13 protein-coding genes are annotated in these 17746 nt (G+C 70.5%); 12 read left to right on the forward strand and 1 reads right to left on the reverse strand.

Annotated elements, in window-relative coordinates:
* The first annotated feature begins 124 nt into the window (after positions 1-124).
* The 4 genes from ACF09J_RS23485 (at position 125) to ispG (ending at position 6168) form a co-directional block, all read left to right on the forward strand.
* A complete protein-coding gene (locus ACF09J_RS23485) occupies positions 125-2065 on the forward strand; it encodes an acyl-CoA dehydrogenase family protein (protein WP_392307390.1) in 1941 nt (646 codons plus the stop codon).
* A 207-nt stretch (positions 2066-2272) separates the two neighbouring features.
* Positions 2273-3535, forward strand: coding sequence for a 1-deoxy-D-xylulose-5-phosphate reductoisomerase (dxr, locus tag ACF09J_RS23490; RefSeq protein ID WP_392307391.1), 1263 nt, complete (start codon positions 2273-2275; stop codon positions 3533-3535).
* Between the two features lie 8 nt (positions 3536-3543).
* Positions 3544-4836, forward strand: coding sequence for a M50 family metallopeptidase (locus ACF09J_RS23495; protein WP_392307431.1), 1293 nt, complete (start codon positions 3544-3546; stop codon positions 4834-4836).
* A gap of 174 nt (positions 4837-5010) precedes the next feature.
* Positions 5011-6168: a flavodoxin-dependent (E)-4-hydroxy-3-methylbut-2-enyl-diphosphate synthase gene (ispG, locus tag ACF09J_RS23500; RefSeq protein ID WP_392307392.1), complete on the forward strand. Its 1158-nt coding sequence runs from the start codon at positions 5011-5013 to the stop codon at positions 6166-6168.
* A gap of 262 nt (positions 6169-6430) precedes the next feature.
* Here the strand turns inward: ispG and ACF09J_RS23505 are convergent, their stop codons facing one another.
* A complete protein-coding gene (locus tag ACF09J_RS23505; RefSeq protein ID WP_392307393.1) occupies positions 6431-7924 on the reverse strand; it encodes a glycoside hydrolase family 28 protein in 1494 nt (497 codons plus the stop codon).
* Positions 7925-8342: 418 nt separating this feature from the next.
* Here ACF09J_RS23505 and ACF09J_RS23510 point away from each other — a divergent pair, with 418 nt between their 5' ends.
* The 8 genes from ACF09J_RS23510 to ACF09J_RS23545 all read left to right on the forward strand — a co-directional run bounded on the left by ACF09J_RS23510 (position 8343) and on the right by ACF09J_RS23545 (position 17163).
* The gene (locus tag ACF09J_RS23510; protein WP_392307394.1) at positions 8343-9302 is read left to right on the forward strand and encodes a LacI family DNA-binding transcriptional regulator; all 960 of its coding nucleotides are present in this window, start codon (positions 8343-8345) and stop codon (positions 9300-9302) included.
* A gap of 102 nt (positions 9303-9404) precedes the next feature.
* Entirely contained in the window at positions 9405-10634 is a 1230-nt protein-coding gene (locus ACF09J_RS23515; RefSeq protein ID WP_392307395.1) for an ABC transporter substrate-binding protein, read from the forward strand.
* A complete protein-coding gene (locus ACF09J_RS23520) occupies positions 10631-11914 on the forward strand; it encodes an ABC transporter ATP-binding protein (RefSeq protein WP_392307396.1) in 1284 nt (427 codons plus the stop codon). The genes ACF09J_RS23515 and ACF09J_RS23520 overlap by 4 nt, the downstream gene beginning before the upstream one ends.
* The gene (locus ACF09J_RS23525; RefSeq protein ID WP_392307397.1) at positions 11911-12846 is read left to right on the forward strand and encodes an ABC transporter permease; all 936 of its coding nucleotides are present in this window, start codon (positions 11911-11913) and stop codon (positions 12844-12846) included. Before ACF09J_RS23520 ends, ACF09J_RS23525 begins: the two co-directional genes overlap by 4 nt.
* On the forward strand, positions 12846-13736 hold the full coding sequence (locus ACF09J_RS23530) for an ABC transporter permease (RefSeq protein ID WP_392307398.1): 891 nt from the start codon (positions 12846-12848) through the stop codon (positions 13734-13736). Before ACF09J_RS23525 ends, ACF09J_RS23530 begins: the two co-directional genes overlap by 1 nt.
* Positions 13737-13859: 123 nt before the next feature.
* Positions 13860-14708, forward strand: a complete 849-nt coding sequence (locus ACF09J_RS23535) for a GNAT family N-acetyltransferase (protein WP_392307399.1) — start codon at positions 13860-13862, stop codon at positions 14706-14708.
* Between the two features lie 54 nt (positions 14709-14762).
* Complete coding sequence (locus ACF09J_RS23540) at positions 14763-15356, forward strand: GNAT family N-acetyltransferase (RefSeq protein ID WP_392307400.1); 594 nt, start codon at positions 14763-14765, stop codon at positions 15354-15356.
* Positions 15357-15462: 106 nt separating this feature from the next.
* Positions 15463-17163 carry a proline--tRNA ligase gene (locus ACF09J_RS23545; protein ID WP_392307401.1) on the forward strand — a complete coding sequence of 567 codons (1701 nt, stop codon included), beginning with the start codon at positions 15463-15465 and terminating at the stop codon, positions 17161-17163.
* Positions 17164-17746 lie beyond the last annotated feature (583 nt).

Consider the following 17746-nt stretch of genomic DNA (forward strand, 5'->3'; position numbering starts at 1 on the left):
GTGGACTGTGAGCGTCCGTGCGCGTGGGGTGGTGGGTCCGCCCGGTATCGGGTACATACGATCCAGTAGCACCGGTCGGTAACGTACCGCACCCTCCATCCCTCTTCGCGGCGAGGTGAGCCTCATGTCCGCACCAACGTCCAACAAGCCCACTGTCACCGAGCGCGAGGCCCGGCAGGTGGCGGAGGCCGCCCGGGAGCAGGACTGGCGCAGGCCAAGCTTCGCCAAGGAACTGTTTCTCGGCCGCTTCCGGCTCGATCTCATCCATCCGCACCCGCTGCCCGCGGCCGACGACGTGCAGCGCGGCGAGGAGTTCCTGGCCAAGCTCCGCGACTTCTGCGAGACGAAGATCGACTCGACCCGCATCGAGCGCGACGCGCGGATCCCGGACGAGGTCGTCACCGGGCTCAAGGAGCTCGGCGCGCTCGGCATGAAGATCGACACCAAGTACGGCGGCCTCGGCCTGACCCAGGTCTACTACAACAAGGCCCTCGCCCTGGCCGGCTCCGCCAGCCCCGCGATCGGCGCCCTGCTCTCCGCGCACCAGTCGATCGGCGTACCGCAGCCGCTGAAACTCTTCGGCACCCAGGAGCAGAAGGACACCTTCCTGCCGCGCTGCGCCCGCACCGACATCTCCGCCTTCCTGTTGACCGAGCCGGACGTCGGATCCGACCCGGCGCGCCTGGCGACCACGGCGGTCCCGGACGGGGACGGCTACGTCCTCGACGGAGTCAAGCTGTGGACGACCAACGGGGTCGTGGCCGACCTCCTCGTCGTCATGGCGCGTGTGCCGAAGTCCGAGGGCCACCGCGGCGGCATCACCGCGTTCGTCGTCGAGGCCGCGTCCGAGGGCGTCACGGTGGAGAACCGCAACGCCTTCATGGGCCTGCGCGGCATCGAGAACGGCGTCACCCGCTTCCACCGGGTGCGGGTCCCGGCCGCCCACCGCATCGGTGAGGAGGGCCAGGGCCTGAAGATCGCCCTGACCACCCTGAACACCGGCCGGCTGTCCCTGCCGGCGATGTGCGCGGGTGCGGGCAAGTGGTGCCTGAAGATCGCCCGCGAGTGGTCCGCGGTCCGCGAGCAGTGGGGCAAGCCGGTCGCGCTGCACGAGGCGGTCGGCTCGAAGATCTCGTTCATCGCGGCCACCACCTTCGCACTGGAGGCGGTGCTCGACCTGTCGTCCCAGATGGCCGACGAGAGCCGCAACGACATCCGCATCGAGGCCGCCCTCGCCAAGCTCTACGGCTCGGAGATGGCCTGGCGGATGGCCGACGAGCTGGTCCAGATCCGCGGCGGCCGCGGCTACGAGACGGCCGCGTCCCTCGCCGCCCGCGGGGAACGCGCGGTCCCCGCCGAGCAGATGCTGCGCGACCTGCGCATCAACCGCATCTTCGAGGGCTCGACCGAGATCATGCACCTGCTGATCGCGCGGGAGGCGGTCGACGCCCACCTCTCGGTCGCCGGCGACCTCATCGACCCCGACAAGTCCCTGTCGGACAAGGCGAGGGCGGGCGCGAACGCGGGTGTCTTCTACGCCAAGTGGCTGCCCAAGCTGGTCGCGGGCCCAGGTCAACTGCCGCGCTCGTACGCCGAGTTCCACCCGCCCGGACATCTCGATCTGTCCGGCCACCTGCGCTACGTGGAACGCCACGCCCGCAGACTCGCCCGCTCCACCTTCTACGCCATGTCCCGCTGGCAGGGCCGGATGGAGACCAAGCAGGGCTTCCTCGGCCGGATCGTCGACATCGGCGCCGAACTGTTCGCGATGAGCGCGGCCTGCGTCCGCGCCGAGCTGCTGCGCACCCAGGGCGACCACGGCCGCGAGGCCTACCAGCTCGCCGACGCCTTCTGCCGGCAGTCCCGCATCCGCGTCGCCGAACTCTTCGACCGCCTGTGGACCAACACCGACGACCTCGACCGCAAGGTCGTCAAGGGCGTCCTCGGCGGCGCCTACACCTGGCTGGAGGAAGGGATCATCGACCCGTCGGACGACGGCCCGTGGATCGCGGCGGCGGACCCCGGCCCGAGCGAACGCGAGAACGTGCACCGCCCGATCGGGTGACGGTCGGCCGACGGCCATGACACGCGGTACGGCCACCCGTCGGCGACCTCCAGCGGCCGTCCGGAGGCATCGGCCCCCGGACGGCCGACCGCGTCCGCCCCTGAGGGGCGCAGCGTGCCGTGTGCGCGGCTCCGCGGCCGGCGACTCCCTCCCCCGGGGGAGGGACGCGCTGCACGTTCGGGGGGCCGCTGCCGCCACAATGGGGGGATGAGCGACAGTCCAGCCCCTCTCGCCGACCCGCACCTCGTCTTCGACCCCGTCGCCGGGGACGGCCCGAAGGACGTGGTGGTGCTCGGGTCCACCGGGTCCATCGGCACCCAGGCCATCGACCTCGTACTGCGCAACCCGGACCGCTTCCGGGTCACCGGGCTCTCCGCCAACGGCGGACGGGTCGGTCTCCTCGCCGAGCAGGCGTACCGGCTGCGGGTGCGGACCGTCGCCGTGGCCCGCGAGGACGTCGTACCGGCCCTGCGCGAGGCGCTCGCCGCGCAGTACGGGACGTCCGGGCCGCTCCCCGAGATCCTCGCCGGACCGGACGCGGCCACCCGGCTCGCCGCGTCCGACTGCCACACGGTCCTCAACGGCATCACCGGCTCCATCGGTCTCGCCCCGACCCTCGCCGCCCTGGAGGCGGGCCGCACCCTCGCGCTCGCCAACAAGGAGTCGCTCATCGTCGGCGGTCCGCTGGTCAAGGCGCTCGCCGAGCCCGGTCAGATCATCCCCGTGGACTCCGAGCACGCCGCGCTCTTCCAGGCGCTCGCCGCGGGGACGCGGTCCGATGTGCGCAAGCTGGTCGTCACCGCCTCCGGCGGCCCCTTCCGCGGCCGGACCAAGGCCGAGCTCGCCGACGTCACCGTCGAGGACGCCCTCGCCCACCCCACCTGGGCGATGGGCCCGGTGATCACGGTCAACTCCGCCACTCTGGTCAACAAGGGCCTTGAGGTCATCGAGGCACACCTGCTGTACGACATTCCCTTCGATCGCATTGAGGTCGTCGTGCATCCGCAGTCGTATGTCCACTCGATGGTTGAGTTCACCGACGGATCCACCCTCGCCCAGGCGACGCCCCCGGACATGGGCGGGCCCATCGCCATCGGCCTGGGCTGGCCGGAACGCGTTCCCGACGCCGCGCCCGCCTTCGACTGGAGCAAGGCGTCGACCTGGGAGTTCTTCCCGCTCGACACCGAGGCCTTCCCCTCCGTGGGGCTCGCCCGGCACGTGGGCGGGCTGGGCGGCACCGCCCCGGCCGTGTTCAACGCGGCCAACGAGGAGTGCGTCGACGCGTTCCTGCGCGGCACACTGCCGTTCAACGGGATCATGGAGACCGTGACACGAGTGGTCGAGGAACACGGCACACCCGCCACGGGAACTACCCTGACGGTGCCGGACGTCCTCGAAGCGGAGACCTGGGCCCGCGCCAGGGCCCGGGAACTGACAGCGCGAACGGCGACAGCGGAGGCGCGTGCATGACGTCCTTGATGATGATCCTCGGCATAGTCGTCTTCGTGGTGGGCCTGCTGGTCTCCATCGCGTGGCACGAGCTGGGGCATCTGTCCACCGCCAAGCTCTTCGGCATCCGCGTGCCGCAGTACATGGTGGGATTCGGTCCGACGCTGTGGTCCCGCAGGAAGGGCGAGACGGAGTACGGCGTCAAGGCCATCCCGTTCGGCGGCTACATCCGCATGATCGGCATGTTCCCGCCGGGCGACGACGGCCGGATCACGGCACGCTCCACCTCGCCCTGGCGCAGCATGATCGAGGACGCCCGCTCGGCGGCCTTCGAGGAGCTCGGCCCCGGTGACGAGAAGCGCCTGTTCTACACGCGTGCCCCGTGGAAGCGGGTCATCGTGATGTTCGCGGGCCCCTTCATGAACCTGATCCTCGCGGTCGCGCTGTTCCTGACCGTCCTCATGGGCTTCGGCATCTCGCAGCAGACGACCACCGTCAGCTCCGTCTCCCAGTGCGTCATCGCGCAGAGCGAGAACCGCGACAACTGCAAGAAGACCGACGCCCCGGCGCCGGCCGCGGCCGCGGGCCTGAAGGCGGGCGACAAGATCGTCGCCTTCAACGGGGTGACGACGCAGAACTGGAACCAGCTCTCCGACCTGATCCGCGCCAACCCAGGCAAGGAGGTGTCGATCGTCGTCGACCGCAAGGGACAGGACGTCACCCTGCACGCGAAGATCGCCACCAACCAGGTCGCCAAGAAGGACTCCCACGGCCAGATCGTGCAGGGGCAGTACGTCAGCGCGGGCTTCCTCGGCTTCAGCGCCGCCACCGGCATCGTCCGACAGGACTTCGGCCAGTCCGTGACCTGGATGGGCGACCGGCTCGGCGAGGCCGTCCACTCCATCGCGAGCCTGCCCGGCAAGGTGCCGGCCCTGTGGAACGCGGCCTTCGACGGCGCTCCACGCCAGCCCGACTCCCCGATGGGCGTGGTCGGCGCGGCCCGCGTCGGCGGCGAGATCTTCACCCTGGACATCCCGCCCACCCAGCAGCTGGCCATGGCCCTGATGCTGGTCGCCGGATTCAACCTCTCCCTGTTCCTGTTCAACATGCTTCCGCTGCTCCCGCTGGACGGCGGGCACATCGCGGGGGCGCTGTGGGAGTCGCTGCGGCGGAACCTGGCGAGGGTGCTGCGCCGGCCGGACCCGGGCCCGTTCGACGTGGCGAAGCTCATGCCGGTGGCCTACGTGGTGGCGGGCGTCTTCGTCTGCTTCACCCTCCTGGTCCTGGTCGCCGACGTGGTCAACCCGGTCAAGATCAGCTAGCGGAAACCCCCCGTGGAAGGCGGCCGGACGGATCTCCCGTCCGGCCGCCTTCCATTGAGTGGGTTTGGACGGGTGGGATGTGCTGGGGCGCACTGGTGTGCCGTAATCTCGATGCCTGGAGCCCGCCGCTGAACGAGGCCGGACCTTGATCCACGACTTGGGGTTGCACAGCAGATGACTGCGATTTCTCTCGGCATGCCGTCCGTTCCGACCAAGCTCGCCGAGCGCCGCAAGAGCCGGCAGATCCAGGTCGGGTCCGTGGCCGTGGGCGGGGACGCGCCGGTGTCGGTGCAGTCGATGACGACGACGCGTACGTCGGACGTCGGTGCGACGTTGCAGCAGATCGCGGAGCTGACGGCGTCGGGCTGCCAGATCGTGCGGGTGGCGTGTCCGACGCAGGACGACGCGGACGCGCTGGCGACGATCGCGCGGAAGTCGCAGATCCCGGTGATCGCTGACATCCACTTCCAGCCGAAGTACGTCTTCGCGGCGATCGAGGCCGGCTGTGCGGCGGTGCGGGTGAATCCGGGCAACATCAAGCAGTTCGACGACAAGGTCAGGGAGATCGCGAAGGCGGCGAAGGACCACGGCACGCCGATCCGGATCGGGGTGAACGCGGGGTCGCTCGACCGCCGGCTGCTGCAGAAGTACGGGAAGGCGACTCCGGAGGCGCTGGTGGAGTCGGCGCTGTGGGAGGCGTCCCTGTTCGAGGAGCACGACTTCCGGGACATCAAGATCTCGGTCAAGCACAACGACCCGGTCGTGATGATCGAGGCCTACCGTCAGCTCGCCGAGCAGTGCGAGTACCCCCTCCACCTCGGCGTCACCGAGGCCGGACCCGCCTTCCAGGGCACGATCAAGTCGGCCGTCGCCTTCGGCGCGCTGCTCTCCCAGGGCATCGGTGACACCATCCGCGTCTCGCTGTCCGCGCCGCCGGTCGAGGAGGTGAAGGTCGGCATCCAGATCCTGGAGTCGCTGAACCTGCGTCAGCGCGGTCTGGAGATCGTGTCGTGTCCGTCGTGCGGTCGTGCGCAGGTGGACGTGTACAAGCTGGCGGAGGAGGTCACCGCCGGTCTGACCGGTATGGAGGTGCCGCTGCGGGTCGCGGTGATGGGCTGTGTCGTCAACGGTCCGGGCGAGGCCCGTGAGGCCGACCTCGGGGTGGCCTCCGGCAACGGCAAGGGGCAGATCTTCGTCAAGGGGCAGGTCATCAAGACCGTTCCGGAGTCGAAGATCGTGGAGACCCTGATCGAGGAGGCCATGAAGCTCGCCGAGCAGATGGAGGCCGACGGGGTGTCCGCCGGGGAGCCCTCGGTCGCCGTCGCGGGCTGAGGCCGCTGTACGGGGCTTGCGGGGGCGGCGGCCGGTCGTCGCCGGGTGCGCCCGCGCCGGCTTCGGGCAGCCGCAGCGCCGGCAGGGCGACGTCATCGCCGCTGGGTGCGATGCGGTTCAGCAGCTCGCGCACCCTCGGGGCCCCGGGCCGGGGAGCCGGGAGGGAGGGCACCGGTGGCCATGGCGAGGGGCGAGCGGGACCCGGCCGGCGCCGCATCCCCGGCCGGGTCCCGCTTCTCACCAAGGTGTCCGGACCGCCGGGTCAGGAACCGGCCGGCCGGCCGTTGACGAGGACGTTGTCGAGACGCAGGCCGTCGACGTTCTCGGTCACGTTGTCCTTGGCCACCTCCGCGAACGTGCAGTCGCGCAGCCGGACATTTCTGATGGGCGCGTTCGGGAACGCCCGCATGGACAGCGCGTACGGCGCCTTCTGGACGGTGAGGTCTCTGATGGTGATGTCGTGGACGTCCGGCATGAACGGGTATCCGTCGGCCTCCTCGTAGTAGTAGTTGGTCTCGATCGCCGAGATGCTGACCTCGCCGACCGTCACGTTGCGGACGTTGAAGTTCTCGATGACCCCGCCGCGCAGCGAGTTCGTCTTCATCCGGATCGCGATCTGCAGTTCGGGGCTGGTCATCCGCAGGTTCTGGGCGAAGACGTTGCGCACCCCGCCGGTCATCTCGCTGCCGATGGTGACACCGCCGTGGCCGTCCCGGAACTCGCAGTTCTCGATGAGGATGTTCTCGCTCGGCACGTTGAGTCGACGCCCCTCGGCGTTCCGCGCCGCCTTGATGGCGATGCAGTCGTCCCCGGTGGCGAAGACGCAGTCACGGATGAGCACGTTCTTCGAACTCTCGGGGTCGCACCCGTCGTTGTTGGGGCCGAGTCCGGTCACGGTGACGCCCTGGATGATCACGTCCGTGCACTCCACCGGGTGGATGTTCCACATGGGTGAGTCCTTGATCGTGACGCCTTCGACGAGCACGCTCTCGCAGCGGTACGGCTGGATGAACATCGGCCGCATGTAGCTGCCGTCGCCGAACACCCGTTCCTCGACCGGAACGCCCTGCTCGACCATGGCCATCAGTGCGTTCCGGGCGTTGTCCTGCTTCGGGTCGCCCTTGTTCCAGCCGTACTCGGCCTTGCCCTTCCACGGCCACCAGTGGCTGTTGTCACCCTGCCCGTCGAGAACGCCCGAGCCCGTGATCGCGATGTTGCGCTGACCGTAGGCGTAGACGAGGGGCGAGTAGTTGTAGAACTCCATGCCCTCGAACCGGGTCAGCACCAGCGGCTTGTAGGCGTCCACGTCCTGGGTGAACCTGACCGTTGAGCCGGCCTCCAGATGCAGGTCGACGTTGCTGAGCAGATGGATCGGACCGGTCAGCCACACTCCGGCGGAGACGACGACGTGACCGCCGTTGCGCCGGTGGCACTCGGCGATGGCGCGCCTGAACGCCTCCGTGTTGTCGCTGGTGCCGTCACCGATCGCGCCGAAGTCGGTGATGTGGAACTTCCTGTTCGGGAAGTGCGGGGCCTTGATGGTGTGCCGCAGTTTCTCGATGTTCTTCCAGGCCTGGTCCCAGGCCTTCTCTTCCTTGGGGGTCCACGACGGCGAAGTGGCCGCCGGCTCGGCGAGCGGAGTGCCGGCGGCCGCGTAGGCCGTGCCCTGGCGCAGGACGGCGCCCGCGACCAGTGCGCTGCCGAGCGCGAAGCCACCGGCCTTCAGGAAATCTCTGCGACCGCGGTGTTCCGACATGACACGTGCTCCCTTGGTGTGGACGAGCGGTTCAGAGGTGCGAGGGTCGGGTGGCCACCCGGAAAGCGGTTTCAGCGGAGTGTTGTGGCGCTTCACCCGCGCGTCAAGACCTCCGGCCCACCGGATTTGGACAGCGGCAGCCCCAGCCCTGGCGCGTTTCGGTGGCCGGCCTGCCCCTCCGAGTCCCTACAGCGGCTGTTCAGAGGCGATCGCGGCGGTCCGTAGCCCTCTCCCCGCACGCTCGTGGCTGCTAACTTGCTGCAGAGCAGGCTGAGAAATCGTTATCTGATCACCAGGACGACCCCAGGGGGATGCGATGACCACGACGCGGCGCACGGGAGAGACCCTCGGACGCGGCGGCGAGGGGGCCGTGAGACGGGCCGTCGGGCGGGGTGCGAAACGAGTCACCATCGCCGACGTGGCCCGCGCCTCAGGCGCCTCCGTGTCGACCGTCTCACGAGTGATCAACGGGGTCGGCACCGTCGCCCCGGACCTCGCGGACCGGGTCCGCGGCGCCGTCGCCGACCTGGGCTACCGTCCGAACGCCGCAGCGCAGGGCCTGGCCCGGGGACGTTCCGGCACACTCGGCGTGCTCGTGCCGGACCTGGCGAACCAGTACTTCCACGACATCATCAAGGCGGTCTCCGCCGTGGCCAGGGCCGACGGGTCCCGGGTCCTGATCATGGACTCCAACGAGGACCCCGGCGCAGAGCGGGAACTGGCCGAGGACCTCATCCGGTACGCGGACGGTCTGCTGCTCTGCTCCCCGCGCATGCCGCGCGCCGACCTCATCGCGCTGGCCGGCCGCGACACCCCGATCCTGGTCACCAACCGGCAGGTGCCCGGCCTCGGTCTGCCGGCGATCACCGTCGACTTCTTCCGCGGCGTCCTGGCCATCTGCGGCCACCTCGCCCAGCTCGGACACCGGGACGTCGTCTACGTCGCCGGGCCCGAGCACGCCTGGGCCCACCACGAGCGGATGCGCGCACTCGCCGCCGCCGAGGACTTCGGACTGCGCGTGCGCACGGTCGACGGAGGCTCCACCACCGACGACGGATACGCGGCGGCCGACGCCGCCCTCGGCGCCGGCGCGAGTGCCGTGATGGCCTACAACGACTTCGTGGCGCTCGGGCTGCTCGCGCGGTTCGCGGAACTCGGCGTGCGGGTGCCGGACGACGTGTCGCTGACCGGCTTCGACGAGATCGACATGGCGCGCTTCTCGGCTCCGTCCCTCACCACGGTAGCGGTTGCCCGAGGGCGACTCGGGCAGGTCGCGGGCGGCGCGTTGCTGCGGCTGATGGCCGGCGAGGACGACATCGAGTGGGAATCCATCCCCGTTGACCTGCAGGTTCGTAGTTCGACCGGCGCACCTTCTTGACAGATCCGATGGGGGGCAGGATTTTGTTCGGGCACACAGGCCGAGAAAGCGTTTCCTCACTGTCGCTGTTGAATATCGGGCCGATGCCCACAGGGAGTTGCTGTGTCCCGCACCATCCTCAGAGCCAGTTCTCGTAAGTCGTCTGTTCAGCGCCTCGTCGCCGCCGGGTTGTTGCTCGCGGTCACGATGGTGGGATGCAGCGCGCCCAGCAGTCAGTCCTCGGACGACAAGGGGCAATCCGCCCAGGAGATACCGGACAAGCCCAGCAAGCCGGTCTCGCTGGAGATCCTCGACGTCGCGGGGAACCTCCAGTTGACCCAGGGCATGATCGACGAGTTCCGGAAGACGCACCCGGAGATCGTCAGCAAGGTCTCGTACTCCAAGGCGCCCGCCCCGGAACTCGCCGGCAAGATCAAGGCCCAGCAGCAGGCCGGCCGCGTCCAGATCGACATGGTCCTCACCGGGACCGACGGCCTCGCCGCGGGGCTTGAGCAGAACCTCTGGACGGACATGTCCGCGCACCAGGACGCCATCGGCAACCCGGACTACCTGCCGCCGGCGGCGGAGATGGCGAAGCTGGCGCAGGGCAAGGGCACGGCCGTCGTGTACTACCCGTCGGGCCCGCTGTTCGAGTACGACCCGGCCAAGGTGCCGAACCCGCCGAAGAGCCCGCAGGAACTCCTCGACTGGGCCAAGGCCCACCCCAAGCGCTTCCAGTACGCCGACCCGGCCAACTCGGGCCCGGGGCGCACCTGGTTGATGGGGCTGCCGTACCTCCTCGGCGACAAGGACCCGTCCGACCCCGAGAAGGGGTGGGACAAGACGTGGGCGTATCTGAAGGAACTCGACAAGTACGTCGACGTGTACGGCTCGGGCACCTCCGAGACCATGAAGAACCTGGCGACCGGTCAGGTCGACATGGTCATGAGCACCACGGGCTGGTACATCAACCCGCGTGCGCTGGGCACCGTGCCGAAGAAGATGAAGGCCGGTCACTTCGACAACATGACCTGGGTGACCGACGCCCAGTACGCCGTGGTCCCCAAGGGCGTCAGCGCCGACAAGATGTCCGCGGTGCTCAACCTGCTCCACTGGATGCTCACCCCCGAGCAGCAGGCCAAGGCCTACGACGACGGCTACTTCTACCCGGGCCCGGCCGTCAAGGACGTGCCGCTGTCGATGGCGCCCGCCAAGTCCCAGCAGGTCATCAAGGAGTACGGCGTCCCCGAGTTCGACACGTGGATCGACCAGTTCCCGAAGAAGCCGTCGCTGTCCTCGCAGGCACAGGTCAAGGCGTTCGACCTGTGGAACCGTCAGGTGGCCGGCCAGTGACCGCCGCCCGTATCTCGACCCTGCGCCTGGACGGAGTCACCCGCAGCTTCGGCGGACACCAGGCCCTGCGGGGCCTTGACCTGGAGATCTCGGGCGGCGAGTTCGTGGCGCTGCTCGGCCCCTCCGGATGCGGAAAGTCCACCGCCCTCAACTGCCTGGCCGGACTGCTGCCGCTGACCGGCGGCCAGATCCTGCTCGACGATGAGCGCATCGACCAACTCGCCCCCGAGCGGCGCGGGTTCGGCATGGTCTTCCAGAACTACGCCCTCTTCCCGCACATGACCGTACGGAACAACGTCGGCTTCGGCCTCAAGATGGCCAAGGTTCCCAAGGCCGAGGCCGCCGAACGGGTCGGCAGGGCCCTGGACATGGTGCAGTTGACCGACCACGCCCACAAGCGGCCCGGTCAGCTCTCCGGCGGCCAGCAGCAGCGGGTCGCCATCGCCCGCGCCATCGTCCTGGAACCGCGGCTCGTGCTGATGGACGAGCCGCTGTCGAACCTCGACGCCGCGCTGCGCCTGGAGATGCGGGCGGAGATCCGCCGCCTGCACCAGCGGCTCGGACTGACCACCGTGTACGTCACGCACGACCAGGAGGAGGCCCTCTCCCTCGCGGACCGGCTCGTCGTGCTGCGCGACGGCCGCACCCAGCAGATCGGCACCCCGGAGGAGGTCTACAGCCGCCCGGCCAACCGCTACGTCGCCTCCTTCATGGGCTACCGCACCCTGCTGGACGCCACCGTGACCGGGACCCGCGGCTCGCATGTGGTCGTCGACATCGCCGGCAGCCCGCTCGTCGGGCTCGACCGTGACGGCGTGGCGGCCGGGGGCCGGGTCACGGCGGCCATCCGTCCCGAGGACCTGGACGCGGTCACCGGCGACGAGCCGGCCGACGGCACCTCCGGCACACCGGGACTGCCCGCGACGGTCGAGGTCGTCGAGTACCACGGACGCGAACTCGCCGTACAGGCACGGCTGACGGACGGACGCCGGGTCCACTTCCGCACCGGCAAGCGGCTCGCGCCCGACGAGTCGGTGCGGCTCGTCGCACCACCCGACCGGGTCCTCGTCTTCGCCGCCGACGACGGCGACGGGCAGCGGAGCGACAGCGGTACCGGGCCGTCCCGCGGCCCCGGTGCCGAGGACGGACCGTCCGCCCCCGAGGCCGGGGAGCCGGACTCCCACGACGCGCGGAACCCGGCGGACAAGGACGCGGAGGCGGCGGGGCCTTCGCCGAAGTCGCGGGAGGCGCGCGACACCCCGAAGCAGGTGGCCACATGAGCGCCACCGACACCCGCGCGGCGCCGCCGCCCGCGCCGCCGGAACCCCCGGCCGCCCGGCCCGCGCTGCGCCACCGCCTGGCCGAGCGCGGGGTCGACCGGCTCCTGCTCCTCGCGGTCCCGGGCGTGCTCTTCCTCGCCGTGCTGTTCTGCTACCCGTTCTTCTACGGTCTCGGACTGTCCTTCCAGCCCGCCCAGGGCGGGGGGCCGTTCGCCAACTACCGGCTCTTCTTCAGCGATCCGTACCTGCGGGAGACTCTGTGGATCACGCTGGAGCTGGCCGTGCCCGCCGCGCTGATCAACTGCCTCGCCGCCGTACCGGTCGCGTTCCGCACCCGCGGGGCGTTCCGCGGCCGGCGGCTGATCACCACGCTGCTGGTCATGCCGATCACCCTGGGGACAGTTCTCACCGCCCAGGGTCTGCTCGGCTACCTCGGTCCCAACGGCTGGTTCAACAAGGCCCTGCTGGGACTCGGCATCGTCGACGAGCCGCTCGCCCTCGTGCACAACTACTGGGGCGTGCTGGCCTCGCTGATCATCACCGGCTTCCCCTTCTCCTACCTGCTGACGCTGTCGTACCTGACCGGTATCGACCCCAGCCTTGAGCAGGCCGCCGCGACGCTCGGCGCGGACTGGCGCAAGCGGCTGCGGTACGTGCTCCTGCCGCTGCTCGCGCCGGGGCTGGCCATCACCTTCTGCCTGTCGTTCGTCCTGGCGTTCGCGGTGTTCCCGTCCGCCCAACTCGTCGGTGACCCGCGCAAGTCCACGCACGTGATCTCGATCGAGGCGTACCAGGCGGCGTTCCAGAAATTCGACTACTCCCTCGGTTCCGCCATCGCCATGATCATGGCCGCGGTGATGCTCGCGGTCGTCGTCCTGGTGCTCGCCTGGCGGTCGCTGCTGTACCGAGGAGCGACAGGAGGCAAGGGCTGATGGCCGACCTCGTCCAGACCCCCGCGGCGGACGCCGTCACGGACCCGGCCGCCCGCCCCTGGTGGCGCGGGATCCGCCCCGGCACCTGGATCGCCGCCGTCGTCTTCGGGTTCTTCTTCCTCCAGCTCGCCGGAGTCATCGGCGTCCCGCTCGTCGACTCCCTGGGCACCCGCTGGTTCACCAGCTGGCTGCCGGAGGGCTGGACGACGAAGTGGTACGGCTCCGCCTGGCGGGAGTTCCAGCTCGGCCAGGTCTTCTGGACGACGGCGCTGGTGTCCGTGCTCGTCGTCGCCCTGTCCGTGGTGATCGGGGTGCCGGCCGCCTACGCGCTGGCCCGGCGCGACTTCCCCGGCAAGAAGGCCGTGCTGCTGCTCTTCGTGCTGCCGATCCTGGTGCCGCCTCTCACCTACGGCATCCCGCTGGCCACCGTCCTGTACAAGTTCCAGCTCGCCGGCACCCTGACCGGGGTGGTGCTGGCGAACCTCGTGCCGTCGGTGCCGTTCGTCGTCCTGACGATGACCCCGTTCATCGAGCAGATCGACCCCAGGATCGAGGCGGCCGCCCGGATGTGCGGGGCCAGGACCGGCTCCGTCCTGCTGCGCGTCCTCGCGCCGCTGCTGGTGCCCGGCATCCTCGCCGCCTCCGTGCTGGTCCTGGTCCGCACGGTCGGCATGTTCGAACTCACCTTCCTCACCGCGGGTCCGGACAGCCAGACGCTCGTCGTGGCGCTCTACTACGCCGTGTTCTCGGCCGGTATCCGCACCCAGCAGTCCATCGACGCGATGGCCGTGATGTACACACTGTCGATGCTGGTGCTGCTGGTCGTCGCGCTGCGCTTCGTCAACCCCACCCAGTTGGTGACCCGTGTCAAGGACGACCGGTCCGCGTAGGGGGCGGCCGTCCTTACGGGCGGGGGGACGCCGTCCGGCGCTGTTCACCGCCGGGCGGCGTCCCCCGTTTCTGGCAGGTACAGTGCGGGAACCAGTAGATCCTCATGGTGAGGCCCCGCCGACGTGTTGACCCAGACGACCACCACGGTCCTCGGACCGAGCGACCTCGACGCCGCACTGGCGGTCCTCGGCCGCGAGCCGGTCGCGAACGCCTTCGTGGCGTCCCGCGTACAGGTCGCCGGACTCGACCCGTGGCGGCTCGGCGGCGAGATGTGGGGCTGGTACGAGAACGGCATATTGACGTCCCTGTGCTACGCGGGCGCCAACCTCGTCCCGATCTGCGCCACCCCCAGGGCCGTCCGGGCCTTCGCGGACCGTGCCCGCCGGGCCGGCCGCCGCTGCTCCTCCATCGTCGGACCGGCCGAACCCACCTCCCAGCTCTGGCGGCTCCTGGAACCCGGCTGGGGCCCCGCCCGCGAGATCCGCGCCCACCAGCCGCTCATGGTCACCGACCGCATGCCCGCCGGCATCGCCGCCGATCCCTACGTCCGCCGCATCCGCAAGGACGAGATGGAGACGATCATGCCGGCCTGCGTGGCGATGTTCACCGAGGAGGTCGGGGTCTCCCCGCTCGCCGGTGACGGCGGCCTGCTCTACCAGGCCCGGGTCGCCGAACTCGTCGGCTCCGGACGCTCCTTCGCGCGCCTCGACGAGCACGGCAAGGTGATGTTCAAGGCCGAGATCGGCGCCGCGACCCCCGAGGCCTGCCAGATCCAGGGCGTCTGGGTGGCCCCCGAGTACCGCGGCCGCGGACTCGCGGTCCCCGGCATGGCCGCGGTCCTGCGGTACGCGCTGGCCGACGTCGCCCCGCTGGTCAGTCTTTACGTGAACGACTTCAACACCGCGGCCCGGCGCACCTACCTCAAGGCGGGCTTCCGCGAGGTCGGCGCGTTCATGAGCGTGCTGTTCTGACCTGCGCCTCACTGAGCTGTTCAGCGTCCCGTGCCTGCCCTGTAGTCTCCCCGCATGGCGCACTTCCCCGATCACGGACACCGCCACGGCGAGGACGTCGTGATCGGCCCGCTCGACCTGCCGGCCCACGTCGACGAGGCGCTCGCCGTGCAGGCCGTCGCCTTCGGCCTCGGCGCCGAAGAGGTGGCCGTACGCCGGCAGATCGTGCTGCGCCACATGACCTGCCGGGGCGCCCGCGCGCTCGGCGCCACCACGGCCGACGGCCGGCTCGTCGGATTCGTCTACGGCATGCCCAACGACCGCACCCACTGGTGGTCCACCGTCGTCGAACCCCATCTGCGCGCCCGCGGCCACGACGACTGGCTCGACGACTCCTTCGTGATCACCGAACTGCACGTCCACCCGAGCCACCAGAACCGCGGCATCGGACGGGCCCTGATCACCACCATCACCGACAGCGCGAGCGAGCCGCGCTCGATCCTCTCCGCGATCGACACCGACAGCCCGGCCCGCGGCCTCTACCACTCCCTCGGCTACGAGGACCTGGCCCGCCAGGTGCTCTTCCCCAGCGCGCCGAAACCGTACGCCGTGATGGGCGCACCGCTGCCGCTGCGCCGCCGTCCGGCCACGGCGCCGGGTCGGCTTTAACCGATTTCCACCGGCGCGGCAAGCCCGGCTAACCTCCTAGTCACCAGCTTCCCCCGCCCTCGGCCCGCCCGGGCGCGGGGCAACCATCGGCAGGAGTACGAGAACCATGGCCAACGCACCGGTCCAGCGCATGTCCCAGTTGTTGGTGAAGACGCTGCGCGACGACCCGGCGGACGCCGAGGTCCTGAGCCACAAGCTGCTGGTCCGCGCGGGTTACGTACGGCGTACCGCCGCCGGGATCTGGACCTGGCTGCCGCTCGGCAAGAAGGTCCTCGCCAACGTGGAGCGGATCGTCCGCGAGGAGATGGACGCCATCGGCGCCCAGGAGGTGCTGCTGCCGGCGCTGCTGCCCCGCGAGCCGTACGAGGCCACCGGCCGCTGGGACGAGTACGGCGCCGAGCTGTTCCGCCTGAAGGACCGCAAGGGCGGCGACTACCTCCTCGGGCCGACCCACGAGGAGATCTTCACGCTGATGGTGAAGGACCAGGCGACCTCCTACAAGGATCTGCCGGTCATCCTCTACCAGATCCAGACCAAGTTCCGTGACGAGGCCCGGCCGCGCGCGGGCATCCTGCGCGGGCGCGAGTTCCTGATGAAGGACTCCTACTCCTTCGACCTCGCCGACGAGGGCCTCGCCGAGTCCTACGCCCTGCACCGCGAGGCCTACCAGCGGATCTTCGAGCGGCTCGGCCTGGACTACCGGATCTGCGCCGCGACCGCGGGCGCGATGGGCGGCTCCAAGTCCGAGGAGTTCCTCGCCCCGGCCGCCGCCGGCGAGGACACCTTCGCCGACTGCCCGAACTGCGACTTCGCCGCCAACACCGAGGCGATCGCGTACGAGCTGGTGCCGGTGGACGGCTCCGCCGTGCCCGCGGCCGAGGAGATCCCCACCCCGGACACCCCGACCATCGAGACCCTCGCCGCCTCCCTCGGCGTGCCGGCCTCCGCCACGCTGAAGAACCTGCTCGTCAAGGTCGACGGGGAGATCGTCGCCGTCGGTGTCCCCGGCGACCGCGAGGTGGACCTGGGCAAGGTCGAGGCGCACTTCGCCCCGGCCGCCGTCGAACTGGTCACCGCGGAGGACTTCGTGGGCCGCCCCGACCTGGTCCGCGGCTACGTCGGGCCGCAGGGACTGGGCAAGGTGAAGTACATCGCCGACCCGCGCGTGGCGCCGGGCACGGCCTGGATCACCGGCGCCAACAAGCAGCACACGCACGCGAAGAACGTGGTCGCCGGGCGCGACTTCGAGGTCGACGAGTACGTGGACGTCGTGGTCGTGCAGGACGGCGACCCCTGCCCGAAGTGCGGCACCGGCCTCAAGCTGGACCGGGCCATCGAGATCGGCCACATCTTCCAGCTCGGCCGCAAGTACGCCGACGCCCTCAAGCTGGACGTGCTCGGCCAGAACGGCAAGCCGGTCCGCGTCACCATGGGCTCCTACGGCATCGGCGTCTCCCGCGCGGTCGCGGCCCTCGCCGAGCAGCACGCCGACGACAAGGGCCTGATCTGGGCCAAGGAGGTCGCCCCGGCCGACGTGCACGTGGTCGCCGCCGGAAAGGCCCTGCAGACCGAGGTCGCCCTTGAGGTCTCCCAGAAGCTTGCCGCGGCGGGCGTCCGCGTCCTGGTCGACGACCGGGCCGGCGTCTCACCGGGCGTGAAGTTCACCGACTCCGAGCTCATCGGCGTCCCGCAGATCCTGGTCGTCGGCCGTCGCGCGGCCGAGGGCGTCGTGGAGCTGAAGGACCGCCGCACCGGCGAGCGCGAGGAACTCCCGATCGAGGAGGCCCTCACCCGCCTCACGGCATAGCACCGCGGGTACGCGGAGCCCGGCGCGTCCAACCGCGAAACCCGGCGGACCGCACCGGGCCGTGCGTCCACGGCCCTCGGCCGGGCAACGGCGCCTGGCTCCGGCTGCCGTCCGCGCCGGGCGGGCCGGAGCCCGGCTGTCGTGGCCGCGACGCGGCTGCCGGGCGGGGTGGCCCGGGATCTGACGGGTACCGGCTGCCGGGCGGGCGGGGTGCGTTCGGACCGCACCGGGTCGTGCGTCCACGGCCCTCGGCCGGGCAACGGCGCCTGGCCCCGGCTGCCGTCCGCCCCGGGCGGGTCGGAGCCCGGCTGTCGTGGTCGCGACGCGGCTGCCGGGCCGGGTGGTTTGGGATCTGACAGGTTCCGGCTGCCGGGCGGGGTGCGCCCCGACCGCACCGGGCCGTGTGTCCACGGCCCTCGGGCCGGGCAACGGCACCTGGCCCCGGCTGCCGGGCCGGGCGGCCCGGGATCTGACGGGTTCCGGCTGCGGGCGGGGCGTCCGCGGCAGGATCCTCCGATCGGGCGCTGACGCCTCGCCATCGTCGGCAGTCCCGGCGGTCGACGGGCCGGGGCGGTGTCCGCCG

Source organism: Streptomyces sp. NPDC014889 (assembly GCF_043081205.1).
Classification (GTDB): Bacteria; Actinomycetota; Actinomycetes; order Streptomycetales; family Streptomycetaceae; genus Streptomyces.

What these genes read in the sequence shown, in the direction of transcription:
- ACF09J_RS23485 (WP_392307390.1), top strand. Translation starts at nt 125, where the DNA reads ATGTCCGCACCAACGTCCAACAAGCCCACTGTCACCGAGCGCGAGGCC.
- dxr (WP_392307391.1), top strand. Translation starts at nt 2,273, where the DNA reads ATGAGCGACAGTCCAGCCCCTCTCGCCGACCCGCACCTCGTCTTCGAC.
- ACF09J_RS23495 (WP_392307431.1), top strand. Translation starts at nt 3,544, where the DNA reads ATGATGATCCTCGGCATAGTCGTCTTCGTGGTGGGCCTGCTGGTCTCC.
- ispG (WP_392307392.1), top strand. Translation starts at nt 5,011, where the DNA reads ATGACTGCGATTTCTCTCGGCATGCCGTCCGTTCCGACCAAGCTCGCC.
- ACF09J_RS23505 (WP_392307393.1), bottom strand. Translation starts at nt 7,924, where the DNA reads ATGTCGGAACACCGCGGTCGCAGAGATTTCCTGAAGGCCGGTGGCTTC.
- ACF09J_RS23525 (WP_392307397.1), top strand. Translation starts at nt 11,911, where the DNA reads ATGAGCGCCACCGACACCCGCGCGGCGCCGCCGCCCGCGCCGCCGGAA.
- ACF09J_RS23530 (WP_392307398.1), top strand. Translation starts at nt 12,846, where the DNA reads ATGGCCGACCTCGTCCAGACCCCCGCGGCGGACGCCGTCACGGACCCG.
- ACF09J_RS23540 (WP_392307400.1), top strand. Translation starts at nt 14,763, where the DNA reads ATGGCGCACTTCCCCGATCACGGACACCGCCACGGCGAGGACGTCGTG.
- ACF09J_RS23545 (WP_392307401.1), top strand. Translation starts at nt 15,463, where the DNA reads ATGGCCAACGCACCGGTCCAGCGCATGTCCCAGTTGTTGGTGAAGACG.